The following is an 18,553-nucleotide window of genomic DNA, read 5'->3' as shown; positions in this document are numbered from 1 at the left end:
ATTACCCCAAGTAATTCGCGTTACTGAAAGGCAGCAAACGAAGAGTCCCGATAAGTTTATACCGCGGGCGATAAGAGCAGCCAACGCATCTGCAACGCGAAGTACGACGGGTAAAACCGAAAAAACGGCTTAAGTGCCGATAAAAAGCGGGGCACGGCCCTGCGCAGAGCCGCCCTGGTGGGCCGCGGCACAATAAACGCCCCTAACGTTATTGTTGGCGATGTTATCCGACCGACACCAACCCAAATACTCTGAAGTGTGGATACCGTCTTATGGAGCAAAACCCGCAGTCACAGCTTAAGCTACTTGTCACCCGTGGTAAGGAGCAAGGCTATCTGACCTATGCTGAGGTCAATGACCATCTGCCGGAAGATATCGTCGATTCCGACCAGATCGAAGACATCATCCAGATGATTAACGACATGGGCATCCAGGTACTTGAAGAAGCACCGGACGCCGATGATTTAATGCTGGCCGAAAACCGTCCTGATACCGACGAAGACGCTGCAGAAGCGGCGGCGCAGGTACTTTCCAGCGTTGAATCAGAAATTGGCCGTACCACCGACCCTGTGCGTATGTACATGCGCGAAATGGGTACCGTTGAATTGCTGACCCGTGAAGGCGAAATCGATATCGCCAAACGTATCGAAGACGGTATCAATCAGGTTCAGTGCTCCGTTGCCGAATATCCTGAAGCTATCACTTATTTGTTAGAGCAATATGACCGTGTAGAAGCAGGCGAAGTTCGTCTGTCTGATCTGATTACCGGTTTTGTTGACCCGAACGCTGAAGAAGAAATCGCGCCAACGGCAACTCATGTGGGTTCTGAACTGACCACTGCAGAGCAGGATGACGACGACGAAGACGAAGATGAAGACGACGACGCTGAAGACGACAACAGCATCGATCCGGAACTGGCTCGCCAGAAGTTCACCGAACTGCGTGAACAGCATGAAGCAACGCGTCTGGTCATCAAGAAAAACGGCCGTAGCCACAAGAGCGCAGCAGAAGAAATCCTGAAGCTGTCCGATGTGTTCAAACAGTTCCGTTTAGTGCCAAAACAGTTCGACTTCCTGGTCAACAGCATGCGTTCCATGATGGATCGCGTCCGCATGCAGGAACGTCTGATCATGAAAGTGTGCGTTGAGCAGTGCAAAATGCCGAAGAAAAACTTCGTCAATTTGTTCGCCGGTAACGAAACCAGTGATACCTGGTTTGATGCAGCTCTGGCAATGGGTAAACCCTGGTCTGAAAAGCTGAAAGAAGTCACCGAAGACGTGCAGCGCGGTCTGATGAAACTGCGTCAGATCGAAGAAGAGACTGGCCTGACTATCGAACAGGTTAAAGATATCAACCGTCGCATGTCGATCGGCGAAGCGAAAGCCCGTCGCGCGAAAAAAGAGATGGTTGAAGCAAACTTACGTCTGGTTATTTCTATCGCGAAGAAATACACCAACCGTGGTTTGCAATTCCTTGACCTGATCCAGGAAGGTAACATCGGCCTGATGAAAGCCGTTGATAAGTTTGAATATCGCCGTGGTTATAAGTTCTCAACTTATGCGACCTGGTGGATCCGTCAGGCTATCACCCGCTCCATCGCCGACCAGGCGCGTACCATCCGTATCCCGGTACATATGATTGAGACCATCAACAAGCTCAACCGTATTTCCCGTCAGATGCTGCAAGAGATGGGCCGTGAACCAACGCCGGAAGAGCTGGCTGAACGTATGCTGATGCCGGAAGATAAGATCCGCAAAGTGCTGAAAATTGCGAAAGAGCCAATCTCCATGGAAACGCCAATCGGCGACGATGAAGATTCGCATCTGGGCGATTTCATCGAGGATACTACCCTCGAGCTGCCACTGGATTCTGCAACGTCTGAAAGCCTGCGTTCTGCAACACATGACGTTCTGGCTGGCCTGACCGCACGTGAAGCGAAAGTTCTGCGTATGCGTTTCGGTATCGATATGAACACTGACCACACGCTGGAAGAAGTGGGCAAACAGTTCGACGTTACCCGTGAACGTATCCGTCAGATCGAAGCGAAAGCGTTGCGTAAACTGCGCCACCCAAGCCGCTCCGAAGTGCTGCGCAGCTTCCTGGACGATTAATCGTTCTCAGGCTGTCAGCCAATAAAAAGCCCCGCCTTTCCCTGGAAACGGCGGGGCTTTTTCATTTGCATCTTACTGAAGTCATCATTACTTCCATTTTCTGCTAACTGAGTTCCGGATCCACTTTAATCCATTTTGAGTCGTCAGGTAAGGGAATCATCCCCTGACTCACACCGGTAATACCCAATACTTTTGATGTCTGATGATCTGCATGAAAATCCAGATAAAACGTTTCGGCGAAGCTAAGCAGATCCTCCGTATTATCTGCAGATTCGCAGGCATCAATATAGACATTCCCTTTATAATTTTGTGTGAGTAGTTTTGCCGGAATATCTTCTTTGATCGCCACCTGCATTGCCGCCCGGCGAATAGCGATAAACACACCCCAGTTGGATGGCGTATCCAGATATCCAGAAGAATCAATTTTTTTATAAATTCTGTTATATTTATTTTGCGGGATATTAACCCCGTAGATCTGATGAAACTTCTCTGTCTCTTTGGGCATGTATATTTTTCTCCCTCCGTGGAGATGAATAAAATGAAATAATCCGGAAAATCCCCCGTGTTCAGCAAACTCCGACGCTATCCAGGGCATCACCGACATAATGCTGACACGGTTCTTTTCACAAACGTTGATTAATCTTGCTTCTCTTTCCGAATGCCGGAGCGGTAGTCCTGAAAATAATTCGAACCATTCCTCCAGATTCTCCAGTCTTTCTTCTGTTTCAACATTAGCCATATCTCCTGCTCCTGAAGAATCACATTGCCCGACTGCTTTGCTGCTCACCCCGAATGAGACGATGGAATAAGTTTGAGTTCAGTTGAGCGTATTCACACGGGGGAAGCATTCCTCTTACATTAAATATCCAAATGTATTCATGAGGAGCCGGGAGAGAATAAAGCTGCTTTAACAGTGAAATGGTTCGTAAAAACAGCCAAAAACAAGATTATTTTTAAAAAATACCGACATATTGATATTTTATATCAGAAGGGATAAGAGGGAGAGGCCATAGCGTTATGCTGTGGTTTGTATTGATAAGAATAGTTCACGGTATGCCGATACCAGCTCATCCAGCGTCGCCCGGTTCAGGCCGCTTGGGTTAGGCAACACCCAGACTTCTGTGTCACCGATTTTCAGCGTCTGACGCCCCCAGTTAACTTTGCTGATACCAAATGCTTTGCTGAATGCCTGTTTACCTAAAACAGCCAGCGCACGCGGCTGATAGTGCTCAATTTTCGCCGTCAGCGCTGCGCCCCCTTCCCGCAATTCATCGCGAACCAGCTCCGTTGCTTCAACGGTCGGACGTTCCACCAGCATCGTGATCCCGCACCTGGTATCCAGCAAATGCTGTTCTTCTTCAGGCTTCAGTAAACGCCTGGTAAAACCAGCCTGATAGATAACTTTCCAGAAACGGTTATTGGAATTAGCGAAATGGAAACCATGATGAGCAGTGGACAGGCCGGGATTGATGCCGCAAAACACAACAGAAAGATCCGTGGCAATAATATCTGTAATCATTATTATCTCTTAAGATGTATTTACCTGAGTTATAGGTAAAAAAAGCTGTGAACACAACAGACTAAAACTGTGCACAAAACGCGCATACAGACCGAACACATATAGACCTGTAAGCAGAGTTTACCGTATAATCCTGCACCTCGGCCCTTTAGCTCAGTTGGTTAGAGCACGCGACTCATAATCGCTTGGTCGCTGGTTCAAGTCCAGCAAGGGCCACCAAATTTTAGCTTTAAAATCAAACGACTAAGCCACCTATCAGAAGATGGCTTTTTCTTTTCTCAATATCATTGCCTCAAAATTGCCTCACCAGAAAAAATCTGCCTCGTGGTTTTGACCCTGAATTGTTGATATCCACCTCCAACCTGCGCACCTCAATTTGTTCTCCATAAAAAAACCGCATTCGCGAGCTTCTGTTGAAATGTGTTTTCAGTGCATCTGGAAGGACTGCTGCTGATGTTTATCTGGATGCAGTTGAACGGCGTGAACTGTTCCCGGCTCCACAATGATGTCAGCGAGCGACTCATGGATTTTGAACGTGCAGCTGCAATTAATATTCTGACATTGATGATAACGCTCTTTAGTGTTCGCGCTCAGGTAACGGCTTGAACGGGCGTGGGTGGCGTTTGGCATCTCGGGCAGCGCATCATTTCAATCACCATGTAATCATTTTTAATCATATGAAATCATTGTATATTATCCCGCAAAACATACATCTGACATTCCAGTGATTTACACATTCAATTTATTAGACTCAAAGAGTAAAAATATAAGGGGATTCCTACCCAAGCGACAATGTCAGTCCTCCGCCTTTAAATTTCCGTTGTACAGACAAGCTAAAGAAACTGTAAGTTCAGTCCAGCAAAAATTTGCCACCTGGGCTGACCAGGCCCATGATCAGCTACTGAGCCCTGTGGTTCGATAAAAAAGTTGTAGACGGTTTTTTCCTGCTTGATGACCTGCCCAATCCCCAGCCCCATAGGCACGCTATAACTGTCGTTCTGGAAGTTATAAGCCCATATAGGTGCCGCACGAAGATAAGTACCGCCCCCTAACTGATAGAAGAGAAATGGCTGAAATGTTCCGAGATGAATATCGCTGCGATCATCTTTTCCGGCAAAACTATGCTGCCAGGAAGCCAGGTACCCGTATTGAAACTTCGGCGAACTGGCGTCAAACAGCACGTTAACCAGACCCGCAGACCACTTTTCCGTACCCAGTGAATCATCGCTCGCAGTGGGCGCTGTAATTTGTGGGCCAAAGCCAAAGCTGACAGCAGGGTTACCCGTGTCGATCAACCATGAAGCGAAAAGGTTAAGGTCACCGGTGCCGGTTTTGTGGCCGCCATCAGGAGGGGATGGGTAAGTATTGATGGGCAAAGAACCACGCAGCAGCCAATTACTTTCTCCAAGAGAAAACGGCTGTGCATAACGAAACCAGAACTGGTTAGCATCTTTATCCGTGCCGCTGACGTCACCAATATAATAGTTCTGCATGTTGAATGCAGTCATATTGGCTAAGGGGTTATTCGCCTGCGCAGCATCCGCCCCATGCTCTTCGGCAGCAAGGGCATAACCCGAAGCGAGGCTTAAAAGTGAGGGTATTAATATCCTACGCATAAGACCACCTGAAATTAGCTCCCCTGTGGTGAAGACACCACAGGGGAGCTTGGTTTATGGTGTGACGATATTGAACCAGAATTCAAACTTATCCATATAGCCCAGCATTTCATCCAGTTTTGCACCGTTGCCGGTCACTTTCACGTCGCCTTTATCTTTAGCTTGTTTCAGTGTTTCTTCTTTCAGGATGATTTTATTGAGGGTATCGCGGTTCAGGACAATAGTTGCATCAGCATCTTTTGCCTCTGCGTCAGCAGTATGATTCAGGACACCGTTTTCCAGCTCCAGTTTGTACTTGCCGCCGTCACTGCCCAAATCAACGTTAAACACGGCTTTTGCATTCGCTGCTTTCTCGCCATTAATGTGAACACCGAGGTAATCAAAGAACATTTCCGGTGACATGGCTTTTACCGTATCCGGGCTTGCTGTATTCGGCGTTGGCAGTTTCTGTACGCCATTACGCAATTCCTGCGCGCCGGTAAGATAGAAGTTACGCCATGGCCCTGACTCAGCCTGATAGCCCAATTGTTCCAGTGCGTCAGCTTCGAGATTACGGGCAGCCTCGTTCTTCGGATCAGCAAAGACCACTTTACTCACGACCTGAGCAACCCAGCGGTAATTCCCCTGATCGTAATCCTCTTTGGCCTTTTTCAGGATGTTATCCGCACCGCCCATGTAATCGACAAATTTCTTCGCCGCTTCTTCTGGTGGCAGTTCATCCAGTGTTGCAGGGTTGCCGTCAAACCAGCCGAGATAAAGCACGTAGGTAGCTTTAACGTCATGACTCACAGAACCGTAATAGCCACGGCTCGCCCATGTTTTAGCCAGACCGTCAGGAAGTTTAAAGTTCGCCGCAATTTCATCACGCGTCAGGCCGGTGTTCGCCAGGCGTAGTGTCTGATCGTTGATGTAACGGTACATGTCTCGCTGACTTTTCATCAGATTAACGACGTTATCTTTACCCCACGTCGGCCAGTGGTGCTGAGCCATGATGATTTCTGCTTTATCACCCCAGCGATTAATGGCGTCGTTGATATATTTTGACCATGCCAGCGGATCGCGGATTTTGGCACCACGAAGCGAGTAGGTGTTATGCAGGGTATGCGTGATATCTTCTGCTGCTTCGATGAGTTTTTTCTCCTCGATATACCACAGCATTTCCGAAGGGGCTTCAGAACCAGGAGCCATCATGAAATCGTAGGTCAGGCCATCAATCGTTTCTTTCTGACCCGTTTTAGTAACGTAGTTGGTTGGTGCGATTAGTGTAACTGTTCCCGCCGATGTGGTGGTTCCCAGCCCCGCACCTACCTGCCCTTTTGCATCTGGTTTCAGCAGGTTACCGTACATATAACTCGCACGGCGACTCATGACATTACCGGCCATGATATTCTCGGATACGGCTTCATCCATAAATCCGGCAGGGGCATAAATTTTTACTTTACCGGATTTCACATCCGCTTCGTCAACCACACCACGCACGCCGCCATAGTGGTCAACGTGGCTGTGGGTATAGATCACTGCGACAACAGGTTTTTGCCCGCGATTCTTATAATACAAATCCATGCCCACTTTGGCGGTTTCTGCCGACACTAACGGGTCAACCACCGTAATACCTTCTTTACCCTCGATAATGGTCATGTTGGACAAATCGAGATTACGTATCTGATAAACGCCATCCGTGACTTCAAACAGACCGCTGATATTGATTAACTGTGACTGCCGCCAGAGGCTTGGATTGACACTATCAGGCGCCTTATCCCCTTCTTTGATGAATGCATATTTCTGCGGATCCCAGACGACATTCCCCTGTGCGCCTTTGATCACATCCGTCGACAAAGCAGCAATAAACCCTTTATGTGCGTTGGTAAAATCGGTGTTATCGGAGAAAGGAAGCTGATTATAAAGTGCGTCATTAGTTTGTTTGGTGGCCGCCGTCGCATCTTTTGGGGCTTCTTGTGCAAAGAGTGGTGTGAGTGTGGTTGATGAAAGTAAGCCTGCCAGAGCAAGGCTTTTGACTATCAATTTAAGTTTCATTCCTTATCCTCAAAAAGTAATCATCCCCATATGGGGCTTGTTCAATAATCCGCACTCGATATACCTCACGCGGGATATAACGATTGCGGACTAAATTTTCATGACTCGTTTTAAGAATAATCGCGAACTTACATTTCGCAATTTTTTGACATAAAAAAATACAACTATTTAGATATAAAAACTTTTTTAACAGAAATAGAAGTAAGTATCATTTAAAATTTCAGATAAATAAGAGTTACATTCTTTTTCCTAATCACTGCTTTCCGCAGCCTCATAACTCACATCTGACAGCAATACCTCCAGATTCAACGTCGTCACAAAGCCACTGCCGCCCAGGCTGTGCGTCACCTTGCTGATTATCCAGGGCTGCGCGTCGATCACGGATTTAAAGCCGGACAGCCCCGCCGCCAGCGTGGTGTCTGCATCCACCGTGACCGCGTAGATCACGCCGTTAATGCGCTTGGTCTGAATGACCGTACCCGCCGCCACGGTGCCCGCATGGCGGGCATCTTCTTTGTAAAAATGAATGGCACCCTTTGCCGCCGTCGCCGGTTTGGCCGTGAGGTTTACGCCCCAGGCCAACATCCGCAGCATTGCGCCGCTGGCCGTCGCCAGATACATATTGGCCAGCACCGTGTTAACGAGAATGTCTTTGATCCACAGCACCGGTGGCCAGGCTGGGAGCACTGCTACAGCGTCCAATTCTGACAACCTGCGAGTTATTGACTGGACAGACACAGTCGCCGTGAGGGCGATTGTGGCGCGTATAAGGGAAGAAACACCGAAGGTGAGTAAGTTACAGCGAAGTTTTGACCCAACGAAAGCCCGGGATGTTGCTCCATCGGCGAGATTGACGACAGAAGAACGGGCACGTTTGCCTGAAATTGAGCGAGAATTGATGAAAAGCAAAATCACTGCTGCGCGCTGGGAGTTGGAGGTATTAAGCAGCGGGGCTACCTTGAAAATAGGTGATACAGAATTACATTTCGGAATGGTTGAGGATTGGCCGGAGTTTAGCTAAAAGAAATGCCCTGGTGGGCGTTTTAGTTCATTTGCTGAGTATTTCAATCTGAAGCTTTTAACTGCAGCCGGATGTGTAAGTGAAATAAATAAATTACTCCTACAGCAAGCAAGGCTGAAACACTCATCGCTATATTTAGGTATAGGTCTAATATTCCCTCTGCATCGTAGATACCAAAGAACCATGCAAAGTGGTGCATTGCGCCCTCAGTGATAAAGTTGTCAATCACCTGGCTAAAGATGACCGTCAATACGAAGAACGCAATCAGATAGCCTAAGGCCGCAAAAAAAAACTTAACCCACTTCATCCAACCATAATCTTAATAATTCCTCAATAAAGGACACGATTTAAGGCATGTTCTTCTGCCATAGACTACTTATTGGTTTTTTGAGGCATCTTCCTGTTTAACCTGTTCCATCCATCCTTCCAGTGACCATAGACAGGTTGCGGATTCAACTCCAGGAACATCTAGCAATGCCAGACGTGTTTCATTATAAATACGCATCATTTCTTCTTTAGACTTATTTAACGGGGAAACACAGGATAGAACGCTTCCTTGCTGATGCTTATATTTGTGCTTATCGAGTATGGCGAGAGTGTTCAATGTCTCTTTAACATTTGGGGCAATAGCATAATAAAGTGCTTCGGAGAGCTGTTCTGCCTGTTGCTGATTGATCACCGGCGCTAAATCCGGTGCTAAAATTATCCAATCATTTTGACCGCTGGCAATATTATCAAGTGCGGTTTTCCAATCATCGGATGATATTTTTTCAGAGAATTCAGTTTCGCCATATTTTCGGATTTCACTGCGTAATTTTTGCGGAGTAACCGCAGCAAAAGCCATCACAGGAAACAATAAAAGTGCAGCAAAAACCCTCATCTGACTACCTCAAGAGATTCAGACGACCCTCGGATTTGGTGACGCACTGATGGCGGCAGGATAATACAGCCCTCAGATGCGAAACCTGATGGCCCGTGCGTTCTTTCACCATGAATTCGAAATAGGCTCCTGCCAAAAGAATCGCCAGATGTTTGGTGAAGTTCTATGGTCATTGGGCCTTTAGACGCAGTCGTGGATCCAATTCGATAAGTCCCACGTGGGAGAGGTCCCATTCCTCTAACATGTTGGCGGTCAGGGTTGTTTTTGTTAGTCAAAACGCCGGAATAACCTTGTCCAACAAGCACACCATCGTGGAACATTTCGCCGGTACTTTGTTTGTATGTCCAAACCATTTTCACATCTCCTTATGCAGTAGCGCGTTCGTTCCAGCTATCAGAATGTTGAATGTTCCCATCCAAATACTTCCACGTGATTTTTTCATATCTCAATTCAACGTATTCGATGTGGTTTATTTTTTCGCCATACGCAGATTGAATATCGTGCATCATTGGTATAATCCCAATAATTTTTACGTTTTCTAAAAGAGTATTAAAATATTCCACTTCCTGCCCAGCATCATTGATACGGTAGTATTTGATTTCAGCGGATTTGAGCGTCTGCCCGGTGCATAAAGCTTTATAGATATAGGGGGTCGATGAATCAATTTCCTTATCGAAAGTAAACGGTGCATGAATTCTGGTGCCCGTTGGCTTACCAGTATTGTTGTCATTGGGGATTGAAACGTCATGCGTAAAACCTACTATCTCAATACTTCCCTCACGTCCCCGGACCTCGACAGAACCTTTAATATCTGCTCCACCGTCATCCTTCAACCATAAATACGCTGGTATAGCCATTGTTAACAACTCCTTATGTTTTGTAGGGAAAACATACACCCAAAAAAACCCTTGAACAATATGGACTTTTACCGCAAGGCAGGGATTGTCTATTTTGCCAGCAAAGCATTCAGGTGGTAGATTATTGCTATGCATAACATTCAGAAATATATGGAAATCATATCAGAAAAAACCTAGAACACTGTATAAATACTCAGTTAAATGAGGTGGGAATGGAAGGCTTACAAACGGCTGCATTGTTGGAGAGGTTCGCGTTAATTGCCAAATTAGCCACATCTACAGATTGCGATCATGATGAACGTGAGATGGTTGCCATTTGGATTGCGGAAATGGCCGTAACCGCAAAAGAGGGGTTACTTGCCATTATCTTTGATGTAAACGGTGCGGGCAAAATCCATTGATTTCGGTGCATAGCTCTTTGAGGGGCTATGCATGCATTACCTGCATGTATTTGCATGATCCAGAAAGGATCAAAAAATGCCTGTTCGCCCTGACCTAGTTTGTATTGTTAAATTGTGCCTATCAACTGGCGCACGCTGGTCAGAAGCAGAAGAACTCAATAGAAGCCAGGTCACAAAATATAAAGTCACTTACACAAAGACAAAAGGCCGGAAAAATAGAACCATCCCTATAAGTGAAGATCTTTATGACTCGTTACCAGAAGTGAAAAAAGGCAGATTATTTAAGAATTGCTATGGCGCTTTCCGTTCCGCACTGGAACGTACTGATATTGAATTACCCGCTGGGCAGCTAACACACGTCTTGCGCCACACTTTCGCATCACACTTTATGATGAATGGTGGGAATATTTCGGTTTTGCAACGAGTGCTTGGTTACACCGATATCAAAATTACCATGCGGTATTCTCACTTTGCGCCAGAACATCTTGAAGAAGCTCTTAAACTTAATCCAATAGCCAGTAACTGAACAGGTAAACTTAGCACTGAAATTGCTAATAATTAATTATTTTAGTAAATAATAAAACTCTAATCCTAGGCTTTACTAGGTGAAATTAATTACTCCATGATAAATCGGGAAAAACATTCCTACATATTATTAAATGAATTAAATAGATAAAAAAATCCCTCCATAATTAAGGCAGCAATCATTTTTATATAATTAAACAGGGCTACCGGAGCAACCCTTATGAAAAAAACATACCCCATCTGCATATCTAATATCATCAAGACTGAGTAGATATATCTATATTATCCTGACGAGCATAACGAATCTTAGGATCTTTGATCTCATAAATAACTACACCTTGTTCTATTTTCTTTTTTATTCTGATCAAGCCCATGCTTACCATTGAAACAACATACTTATTTGTTGAGCCACCAGTACCGGCCTTCTCATTAAGCATGTTTTTTGTAAATTCATCAGAGTCTAATTTGATCAAATGTTTTGCAAATGAATATATATCCATTGAATCTGCTCGTGCATTTGATTTGCGCGGATAATACTCATAGTAATTAAATTCTTTAACAAATTTATCGATACCAGCATTTATCGCATCTGTGGTAATTTTTTTAGAACTATCAAGTTCAAACTGAGAAACCAACGCCTGATGCAATATATGCCACAAATCTCGAGGATTTTCATTCGACATCTCAATAATACGATTAATACAAATTTCCGCATTGCTATCAAAAAGCAGTTTTAAGTCATCCAATTTACCGTTGGAAAATGCAGAAATCCTTTTATCTGCAACTTCTTTTAATTCTCGTCTAGACCAAGATAATGGTTGAAGTACTATTTTTTGAGTTCTAGTATTTGATTTAATCATATTAAATGGAGTTGACCAAACAAACAGTACAACCTTAAAACCACCATTTATGATAATTTTATTATTAGAAGCAATACCACCAACGAATTTAGATATACGTTCCGCATCATTTCTAAACCTAGGATCTTCATCAATCTTATCGATGGAAACTATTATATCATTTATTTTGGCCTTTCCTATTAGTTCGCAAAGCTTCTCTAACAAATAATAGCTACGATCTTCTGGAGTAAATGAGTCATCAATCTCAGCATCTAATCTCTTAAAATATTCAGAATCTCCAGAGTCAAACTCTGGTAATGCAGAGAAGTGTTTAGTGAGAGAGTCACTGACTATTTTAGTGGCTGCTTTTAAACCGTAATTCAATATAATTCTTGAAGAATTATAAAACCAAATTGCTGTTCGCTTCGATATCCCATGCTGAATCTTTTTTATTTGACCGCGAAGCTGGCTTTTTGTAGATGCTGGGACATATAGATGTAAGTACATTGATAAATATTTACGTTCATCACTGCTATATTTCCAGAAAGCTGTGGGATTTAGACTCATTATTTTAAAAAATGCTCCAGAAATCTGTGCAGTTATAAATTCATATAGCTGCTCATGATCAAATTCCTCATCAAGCTTGGAAAATTCATCAATGCGAACGATTAACGTGTTATCAGATTTTTTGCGTCTCATTATATCAAGATTAAGAGCAGTTTTCCCTGTTCCTCTTTCTCCTGTTATAATTACAGAACAACCATTCAGAGCCTCATCAATCACCGAATGGTTTGAGGGTTTTTTATAAATGCTCTCCGCTTTATCTAGTTCAGATTCTGCAGTGTAAACTGAAAATGGGTAAGCATCGAATCCCATTGTTTTATAGTAATGCTCAAAATCCAAGAAAACCTCCTGTTTAGTGTGCAATCATTATGTTTATCAATAGTAAATCACAATTTAAATATCTGGCTCAACAGGAACCTCAATCATAACCATTTCCCGTTTTCAATCCTCAAACTTCTCACTCGAAAATAGAGGTATCTAGTGTTATGGATGTGTGGCCTGCGCAAATATCTTACATCTTAAAAAGTTACAACATAAATTTTAGCTGTATTTTAGTTACCCTACACTTCCTAGAATGCCACAACTGACATTGAGCATCGTTTTTAAAAATTAGGAAATCAATGGCGATAAAATGGCGATTGAGATAAACACTTCAGGCATTTCATGGCAATCATCGACCAACCATGTCCTTGTTTATTAAAATAAATATATGATTTTACTCGGGTTGAGGTGATACTCATAATCGCTTGGTCGCTGGTTCAAGTCCAGCAAGGGCCACCAAATTTTAGATTTAAAATCATATGATTAAGCCGACTTTTTCAAGTCGGCTTTTTTTATTGGCTAAATTCATTGTCCTTCAGGTGACACTCTGGCTTACAGCACGCCCTGCGCCAGCATGGCATCTGCCACTTTGACGAAGCCCGCAATATTCGCCCCACGCACATACTGCGTCTGCTGGCTTCCGCCGCCGTACTCGACGCACGACTGGTGAATATCCAGCATGATGTGGCGCAAACGCGCATCGACTTCATCGGCTTTCCAGCTCAGACGCGCGGCGTTCTGCGCCATCTCCAGTCCCGAGGTCGCTACGCCACCCGCATTCGCCGCTTTACCCGGCGCGAACAGCACACCGACATCGGTGAACAGATCAGTCGCTTCAATTGTCGTCGGCATATTCGCACCTTCGGCCACCGCTTTCACGCCGTTGGCGATCAACACACGCGCCGCTGATGCATCCAGCTCATTTTGCGTGGCGCAAGGCAATGCGATATCCACCGGCACATTCCACGGTTGCTGGCCTTCGAGATACGTCAGCCCGAGTTTCTGTGCATAATCTGCCACGCGACCGTCGCGGCTGGCTTTGATTTCCGTCAGCAGTGCCAGTTTTTCCGGGGTGAACCCGGCTTCGTCAACCACGGTGCCGTTGGAATCAGATGCGGTGATCACGCGTGCGCCCAGTGACATGGCTTTTTCAATGGCATATTGCGCGACGTTGCCGGAACCGGACACCGCCACGCGCATGCCTTCGAAATCCAGGCCATGACGTCTGAGCATCGATTCGGTGAAGTAGATCAGCCCGTAACCGGTCGCTTCCGGGCGGATCAGACTGCCACCGAACGACAAGCCTTTGCCGGTGAAAACACTGGCGGTATTGTTGGAGAGCTTTTTCATCATCCCCGCCATATATCCGACTTCACGCCCGCCGACGCCGATATCGCCCGCAGGCACGTCCGTATCCGGCCCCAGATGGCGGTAAAGTTCCAGCATCAGCGCCTGACAGAAACGCATGATCTCGCCTTCGCTTTTGCCTTTCGGATTGAAATCGCTGCCGCCCTTGCCACCGCCCATCGGTAACGTGGTCAGCGCATTTTTGAAGGTTTGCTCGAAGCCGAGGAATTTGAGAATCGATAAATTGACCGACGGGTGGAAACGCATCCCGCCCTTATAGGGGCCGATGGCTGAACTGAACTGCACACGCCAGCCACGGTTGACCTGCACCTGGTTTTTGTCATCCACCCACGCGATGCGAAACTGAATGACACGTTCCGGCTCAACCAGACGTTCCAGCAATGCAGAACGGCGGTATTGTGGATTTTGTTCGAGGAAAGGCCATAGCGTGGTCATGACTTCACGTACGGCCTGAGAGAATTCGACCTGATGCGGGTCGCGTTGCTGGACTGAGGATAAAAACTGTCCGAGGGATTGAATCTGATCCATTGATTTAAAACTCCGTCTGTAGGTGATGTTGTCTTTTTTTATTTACTGCTTATTTTTTGACTATGCATCGACTAACAAGCGGACATCAAGCAATTTATTCCCCAATAAAAACCTTACGATTTACGGCCTTCCAGCTTCAGTAACAACAACTTGTTCTCCAGTCCGCCGGCAAAGCCGGTTAATTTGCCGGAAGAACCGATTACCCGGTGACAGGGCGCAACGATAGAAATCGGATTGCGACCATTGGCAGCACCCACGGCGCGAACCGCTTTCGGGCGACCGATGCGTCGGGCGATTTCGCCGTAGCTGCGCGTCTCACCAAAAGGAATTTCCAGCAACGCCGCCCAGACTTCTTTCTGGAATTCGGTGCCGGTGAAATCAAGATCCAGCTCAAAACGTGTACGTTCACCCGCAAAGTACTCGTTCAGCTGTTGTTCGGTTTTCAGCAGAATCGGAAACGCAGGGTCTTCCAGCATCGTGCCCAAAGGCACGCGTCCGTCGATTTCACATTCCCACAAAATGGCGGTCAGCTTGTCGCCTTTCGCCGCCAGTGTAAGTAACCCGACCGGTGATGCCATCCGCTTGAATCTGTATTCCATCAGTCCCTTCCTTTGCAAGTTTTACGCCCCATACTTTACCGGAAAGGCAGGAACTGACGAAAATTATTTCAGACCAAGCTGTGCACGAACTTCCGCTTTCGCCGCGTCGAATTCGGTTTTGAAATCCGGTTGCTCTTCCATTTTCTGGGCAATCAGCGCAGCACCGGTGCGGCTCATGACGGTATCAGAACGGTAATGGAAACCAGCCACCAGACGGTTTTCGGCATAACCGGCTGCACGGGTAAACAGCGCATTACGTTTTTCCGGCACCATTTCACCGAGCACGGTCGCCATCAGGTAACCGATAGTCGAATGACCGGAAGGCCATGAGCCGGATTTGGATTTTTTCAGCAGCGGATGGATCTGTTCATCCAGCATGTAAGGACGCGGGCGGTTAAAGGCTTTCTTGGCGTGATCGTCCACCACATCTTCGGTCGCAACAATACGATCAAACAGTGCCGCGGTTTTCGGCAGTTTTGCAGCATCGAAGTCCGGCCCCATCACATCGGCAAAACGCCAGACGTTTTCCTCAGCATCAGCAATCGCCGCTTTTTCCTGCTCCGGCGTGCGGGTGGCCTGAATTTGGAGCAATTCTTTCAGCTCCGCTTGGGTCTGCGCCGAATCATCCGCCGGTGGCGCAGGCAGATATTTGGTCAGATCCAGTTCCTGGCTGGTGATAAAGGGTTTGGCTTCGTCAGCGGCCTGGACGGCAAACGTGGAACCGAGGGTGAAAAGCAGCAGAGCAACGAGGGTCTTGCGCACGGGAAAACTCCTGATATTAGTTTGAATATCAGGAGAGTAGAGAACAAGTGTGACACTTAAATGACAGGCGTCAGCCGAGCAAAGCGAGTTTGCCGGTCAGCTTACGCACCACTTTCTTTTTGCCCGCCAGCGCGATACCCAGCAGTTGCAGATTGTCCGTCGGTACAACAGACACCGCTTCGCGAAAGGCAGCATAATCAGTGGTCTGCTGTCCCCCGACCGGGAAAATAATACCATCCATTTCGTCGTCATTAAGCAGGTGCTGATGGAGTTGCGTGAGCTGTTCGCTGTCGGCAACCAGCACGCTGATACCAATCGGGATCAGCCCCGGATGCTCGCGGTTATCGGCATCAACCAATGGTGCGCCTACCAGCGACGGATGGCGTTGCCCGAGCGTCAGGGCCAGTACGGCGGCGGCATTGGCGGCGTGTCCGGCGGCAAGTTGCTGATTGATCACAATCACACAGCGTTCCGGGGACGGGGGCAGAATTGTTGCAGACGTATTCATGATGACAGGCTCCGGTTCAGTTGAGTGCCGAGCTTAGCCTGTCGCTTTTTCTCAATCTGGAAGATTTGTGCATAAACGCCGGTAATGCGCAGGCGTTAGCTGATATGCACGGCGGAACCAGCGCCCGAGATGGCTCTGATCGGCAAAGCCTAAATCCGCCGCCACCGCTGCCGGTGTGTGTCCCCGCGCCAGACCTTCGCGGGCACGGGTCAGTTTCAGCTGAATAAGGTAGGCATGCGGCGGTAGTCCAAATTCAGCTTTAAACGCACGGCTGACTACAAAACGGCTTTCGCCGGTCGCTGCCGCCAGTTGCTCAAGACCGATATCTTCGTGCAGATGGGCATGCAGATATTCCCGTGCCTGATGCGCCACCCGTGACCACGGTGCAACGCCTTGTGAGCGCGGCGGCTGCCAGGTGAGATGACCGCCCAGCGCACTGAGCAGCCCGTCGAGCGCAGTCTGACGCACGATGCGCAGGTCTTTACCATGCAGCGCCTGAAATGCCTGCGACGTCGCCAGTGCCAGTTGCGGATCCTGCGCTAAGGTATTTTCGAAACTCGGATCACCGGCCGAAGAAAGGGAATCACGCCGTGCCGCCAGTTCACGGCACAGCCATTGCGGATCGAGATACAACATGTGATAGGTGAAACCGCCGGGCTGCACGGCATCGCCGTCATGAATTTCGCCTGGTTCGAGCATAAACACTTTACCCGGCAGGCTCCGGTGCTTCTGGCGGCGGCAGCTGAACTGCTGCAAACCGTACTGGGTGACACCGACCAAATAACTGTCATGCCAGTGAGGATCGTAAGCATGGCCTTCGAAATGGGCGTGGATCGTCTCGATCCCGCTGTCTTTATCTTTCGATAAATCGACCCAGTTTGCAGACACCATAAATCCCCCGCTGAATGAATTAACAACAGGGTAACAAATAGAAGGGAGAAAAAGAAATGAAGGCAAACGGGTATCGGGATGACCGGGCTTGGGCGGTTTTCTCCCCCTTCGCAGGGGGAGGCGCTAACAAAAACTGCCAGCTTCTTCTCGGGGGATGCGCTGAAAAGCTTAGTGCTTCACGCTTTCAATAAAGGTTTTACGGGCGGTTTTGGAACCCAGACGTTCAGCTTCGTCCAGCAGTTTCAGGGCTTTATCAACGTCCCCTGCTTTCACTGCTTTCTTAATCGCGTCGTTAAAGTAAGTTTCGGAATCACTGAGCATTGGCTCAGACGGTTTTGCCGGGGCTGCCGCAGGTGTAGGAGCCTGTGTGCTGCCGACGACGACCGGTGCTGCCGCTGCAGGTGCGGATGACGGGAAGATCTGGCCGATCATCACGTTGCCGGTTTTTTGCTCAGCGGTCACTTTCAGGCTCAGCGTGCCGGTTGGCGTGTGACGGGCAATCGGATCCGGGATATCCGGCACCGCATTACCTACCCCTGCCGCAAAGGCTTTCGCCGGGTTGACCATCTGCGTAGTGTCTGCCAGATCCTGACGGGTGGTGTACACCAGCAAATAAATTTGTTTCTGACCCAACGCCGGCGTCAGTTTCAGTGTGCCTTCCAGACGGTCACTCGACACGATCCCTGGTTTCTGATACGGGAAATAGCTGGAAGGATAAAATGCCGCCGGACGCATCTGCTCATCCAGCACCAGAACATTCGGCGCATACACGGTTTTACCGGTCGCGATACTGGTCAGTGTGATTTCAAGCGAGCCACGGTCAGCAGGTAATGCGAAAGCCCCGACAGCACCCTGAATTTCACCCTGATTAATTTCAGCGCTGGACGTGCCCAGCGTGACATCCTGCGTCACTGGCGGAACCAGCGGCGTCCATGAAAGGTTGCGTAAGGTCTGGCTGGAAATAGCCGGTGCCGTATTCGCATCATTTTGCGCAGCATTCACTCCCGCAGGGACAGCAGCCAACAGGCTCAGCGACAGACACAGTGACAGCAGATTCTTTTTCATTATTGGTTCCTTTGAAATCACCATGAAGGCTGGCGGTCATCAGCGACAATCCGCCAGCCAGCACATCTTCTTTACTGCGATTTTTAAAGCTTAGATTGCCATTTTTCCAAACTCTTTCGGGTTGCCGGAAGGCGGCAAGCGTCC

19 protein-coding genes, 1 tRNA gene and 2 pseudogenes are annotated in these 18,553 nt (G+C 47.5%); 5 read left to right on the top strand and 17 right to left on the bottom strand.

The annotated features are described in order from the left end of the window. Nucleotides 1-272 precede the first annotated feature (272 nt). Nucleotides 273-2,111: an RNA polymerase sigma factor RpoD gene (rpoD, locus tag J1781_RS17575; RefSeq protein ID WP_217233961.1), complete on the top strand. Its 1,839-nt coding sequence runs from the start codon at nt 273-275 to the stop codon at nt 2,109-2,111. A gap of 103 nt (nt 2,112-2,214) precedes the next feature. Here rpoD and J1781_RS17570 read toward each other — a convergent pair whose 3' ends face one another. Both J1781_RS17570 and mug read right to left on the bottom strand, forming a co-directional pair. Continuing rightward, complete coding sequence (locus J1781_RS17570) at nt 2,215-2,850, bottom strand: hypothetical protein (protein ID WP_217233960.1); 636 nt, start codon at nt 2,848-2,850, stop codon at nt 2,215-2,217. A 276-nt stretch (nt 2,851-3,126) separates the two neighbouring features. Further along, nucleotides 3,127-3,630, bottom strand: a complete 504-nt coding sequence (gene mug / locus J1781_RS17565) for a G/U mismatch-specific DNA glycosylase (RefSeq protein WP_129954475.1) — start codon at nt 3,628-3,630, stop codon at nt 3,127-3,129. A 142-nt stretch (nt 3,631-3,772) separates the two neighbouring features. Between mug and J1781_RS17560 the strand changes: the two genes are divergently transcribed. Next, nucleotides 3,773-3,849 (top strand) — tRNA-Ile (locus J1781_RS17560). A gap of 207 nt (nt 3,850-4,056) precedes the next feature. On the opposite strand, the pseudogene J1781_RS17555 reads toward J1781_RS17560, so the two are convergent. The 4 genes and pseudogenes from J1781_RS17555 to J1781_RS26530 all read right to left on the bottom strand — a co-directional run bounded on the left by J1781_RS17555 (nt 4,057) and on the right by J1781_RS26530 (nt 7,982). Then, nucleotides 4,057-4,277, bottom strand: a pseudogene (locus J1781_RS17555) (ogr/Delta-like zinc finger family protein). 186 nt (nt 4,278-4,463) lie between these two features. Next, the gene (locus J1781_RS17550) at nt 4,464-5,246 is read right to left on the bottom strand and encodes a hypothetical protein (protein ID WP_217219292.1); all 783 of its coding nucleotides are present in this window, start codon (nt 5,244-5,246) and stop codon (nt 4,464-4,466) included. Between the two features lie 54 nt (nt 5,247-5,300). After that, nucleotides 5,301-7,280 carry an alkyl/aryl-sulfatase gene (locus J1781_RS17545; protein WP_217233959.1) on the bottom strand — a complete coding sequence of 660 codons (1,980 nt, stop codon included), beginning with the start codon at nt 7,278-7,280 and terminating at the stop codon, nt 5,301-5,303. A 249-nt stretch (nt 7,281-7,529) separates the two neighbouring features. After that, on the bottom strand, nt 7,530-7,982 hold the full coding sequence (locus J1781_RS26530) for a baseplate J/gp47 family protein (RefSeq protein ID WP_408004163.1): 453 nt from the start codon (nt 7,980-7,982) through the stop codon (nt 7,530-7,532). Nucleotides 7,983-8,067: 85 nt separating this feature from the next. Between J1781_RS26530 and J1781_RS17530 the strand changes: the two genes are divergently transcribed. Then, nucleotides 8,068-8,301 carry a hypothetical protein gene (locus J1781_RS17530; RefSeq protein ID WP_238483033.1) on the top strand — a complete coding sequence of 78 codons (234 nt, stop codon included), beginning with the start codon at nt 8,068-8,070 and terminating at the stop codon, nt 8,299-8,301. 43 nt (nt 8,302-8,344) lie between these two features. Here J1781_RS17530 and J1781_RS17525 read toward each other — a convergent pair whose 3' ends face one another. From J1781_RS17525 to J1781_RS17510, 4 genes are all read right to left on the bottom strand, one after another. After that, nucleotides 8,345-8,608: a hypothetical protein gene (locus J1781_RS17525; RefSeq protein ID WP_129954469.1), complete on the bottom strand. Its 264-nt coding sequence runs from the start codon at nt 8,606-8,608 to the stop codon at nt 8,345-8,347. A 69-nt stretch (nt 8,609-8,677) separates the two neighbouring features. Then, complete coding sequence (locus J1781_RS17520; protein ID WP_217233958.1) at nt 8,678-9,181, bottom strand: hypothetical protein; 504 nt, start codon at nt 9,179-9,181, stop codon at nt 8,678-8,680. Beyond that, entirely contained in the window at nt 9,178-9,534 is a 357-nt protein-coding gene (locus J1781_RS17515; RefSeq protein ID WP_129991656.1) for a tlde1 domain-containing protein, read from the bottom strand. Before J1781_RS17515 ends, J1781_RS17520 begins: the two co-directional genes overlap by 4 nt. A gap of 12 nt (nt 9,535-9,546) precedes the next feature. Next, nucleotides 9,547-10,038, bottom strand: coding sequence for an Hcp family type VI secretion system effector (locus J1781_RS17510; RefSeq protein WP_129954463.1), 492 nt, complete (start codon nt 10,036-10,038; stop codon nt 9,547-9,549). Between the two features lie 212 nt (nt 10,039-10,250). On the opposite strand from J1781_RS17510, the gene J1781_RS17505 reads away from it, so the two are divergent. Further along, nucleotides 10,251-10,439 carry a hypothetical protein gene (locus tag J1781_RS17505; protein ID WP_129954461.1) on the top strand — a complete coding sequence of 63 codons (189 nt, stop codon included), beginning with the start codon at nt 10,251-10,253 and terminating at the stop codon, nt 10,437-10,439. Nucleotides 10,440-10,527: 88 nt separating this feature from the next. Next, nucleotides 10,528-10,965, top strand: a pseudogene (locus J1781_RS17500) (tyrosine-type recombinase/integrase); the annotation flags it as partial. A 256-nt stretch (nt 10,966-11,221) separates the two neighbouring features. Here J1781_RS17500 and J1781_RS17495 read toward each other — a convergent pair. The 7 genes from J1781_RS17495 to malM form a co-directional block, all read right to left on the bottom strand. Then, on the bottom strand, nt 11,222-12,706 hold the full coding sequence (locus J1781_RS17495; protein WP_217233957.1) for an anti-phage protein: 1,485 nt from the start codon (nt 12,704-12,706) through the stop codon (nt 11,222-11,224). Between the two features lie 534 nt (nt 12,707-13,240). After that, a complete protein-coding gene (gene gdhA, locus J1781_RS17490) occupies nt 13,241-14,584 on the bottom strand; it encodes an NADP-specific glutamate dehydrogenase (RefSeq protein WP_217233956.1) in 1,344 nt (447 codons plus the stop codon). A gap of 113 nt (nt 14,585-14,697) precedes the next feature. Beyond that, nucleotides 14,698-15,183, bottom strand: coding sequence for a methylated-DNA--[protein]-cysteine S-methyltransferase (locus J1781_RS17485; RefSeq protein ID WP_129954454.1), 486 nt, complete (start codon nt 15,181-15,183; stop codon nt 14,698-14,700). Nucleotides 15,184-15,246: 63 nt separating this feature from the next. Continuing rightward, nucleotides 15,247-15,945 (bottom strand): acid phosphatase, encoded by a 699-nt coding sequence (locus tag J1781_RS17480; RefSeq protein ID WP_217219287.1) that lies wholly within the window; start codon nt 15,943-15,945, stop codon nt 15,247-15,249. 70 nt (nt 15,946-16,015) lie between these two features. Next, a complete protein-coding gene (locus J1781_RS17475) occupies nt 16,016-16,453 on the bottom strand; it encodes a DUF2000 domain-containing protein (RefSeq protein ID WP_217219288.1) in 438 nt (145 codons plus the stop codon). Nucleotides 16,454-16,504: 51 nt separating this feature from the next. Then, nucleotides 16,505-17,344 (bottom strand): AraC family transcriptional regulator, encoded by an 840-nt coding sequence (locus tag J1781_RS17470; protein WP_217233955.1) that lies wholly within the window; start codon nt 17,342-17,344, stop codon nt 16,505-16,507. 168 nt (nt 17,345-17,512) lie between these two features. Next, nucleotides 17,513-18,409, bottom strand: a complete 897-nt coding sequence (gene malM, locus J1781_RS17465; RefSeq protein ID WP_217233954.1) for a maltose operon protein MalM — start codon at nt 18,407-18,409, stop codon at nt 17,513-17,515. Nucleotides 18,410-18,553 lie beyond the last annotated feature (144 nt).

The sequence above is a fragment of the Rahnella perminowiae genome (assembly GCF_019049695.1).
Lineage (GTDB): Bacteria > Pseudomonadota > Gammaproteobacteria > Enterobacterales > Enterobacteriaceae > Rahnella > Rahnella perminowiae.
The sequence above is the reverse complement of the archived record's forward strand: the minus strand, read 5'-3'. Positions and strand labels throughout refer to the sequence as shown.

Excerpts from the sequence above, each read along its gene's own strand:
- rpoD (WP_217233961.1), top strand. The coding sequence starts at position 273 with ATGGAGCAAAACCCGCAGTCACAGCTTAAGCTACTTGTCACCCGTGGT.
- J1781_RS17570 (WP_217233960.1), bottom strand. The coding sequence starts at position 2,850 with ATGGCTAATGTTGAAACAGAAGAAAGACTGGAGAATCTGGAGGAATGG.
- mug (WP_129954475.1), bottom strand. The coding sequence starts at position 3,630 with ATGATTACAGATATTATTGCCACGGATCTTTCTGTTGTGTTTTGCGGC.
- J1781_RS17550 (WP_217219292.1), bottom strand. The coding sequence starts at position 5,246 with ATGCGTAGGATATTAATACCCTCACTTTTAAGCCTCGCTTCGGGTTAT.
- J1781_RS17545 (WP_217233959.1), bottom strand. The coding sequence starts at position 7,280 with ATGAAACTTAAATTGATAGTCAAAAGCCTTGCTCTGGCAGGCTTACTT.
- J1781_RS17525 (WP_129954469.1), bottom strand. The coding sequence starts at position 8,608 with ATGAAGTGGGTTAAGTTTTTTTTTGCGGCCTTAGGCTATCTGATTGCG.
- J1781_RS17520 (WP_217233958.1), bottom strand. The coding sequence starts at position 9,181 with ATGAGGGTTTTTGCTGCACTTTTATTGTTTCCTGTGATGGCTTTTGCT.
- J1781_RS17515 (WP_129991656.1), bottom strand. The coding sequence starts at position 9,534 with ATGGTTTGGACATACAAACAAAGTACCGGCGAAATGTTCCACGATGGT.
- J1781_RS17510 (WP_129954463.1), bottom strand. The coding sequence starts at position 10,038 with ATGGCTATACCAGCGTATTTATGGTTGAAGGATGACGGTGGAGCAGAT.
- J1781_RS17505 (WP_129954461.1), top strand. The coding sequence starts at position 10,251 with ATGGAAGGCTTACAAACGGCTGCATTGTTGGAGAGGTTCGCGTTAATT.
- gdhA (WP_217233956.1), bottom strand. The coding sequence starts at position 14,584 with ATGGATCAGATTCAATCCCTCGGACAGTTTTTATCCTCAGTCCAGCAA.
- J1781_RS17485 (WP_129954454.1), bottom strand. The coding sequence starts at position 15,183 with ATGGAATACAGATTCAAGCGGATGGCATCACCGGTCGGGTTACTTACA.
- J1781_RS17475 (WP_217219288.1), bottom strand. The coding sequence starts at position 16,453 with ATGAATACGTCTGCAACAATTCTGCCCCCGTCCCCGGAACGCTGTGTG.
- J1781_RS17470 (WP_217233955.1), bottom strand. The coding sequence starts at position 17,344 with ATGGTGTCTGCAAACTGGGTCGATTTATCGAAAGATAAAGACAGCGGG.
- malM (WP_217233954.1), bottom strand. The coding sequence starts at position 18,409 with ATGAAAAAGAATCTGCTGTCACTGTGTCTGTCGCTGAGCCTGTTGGCT.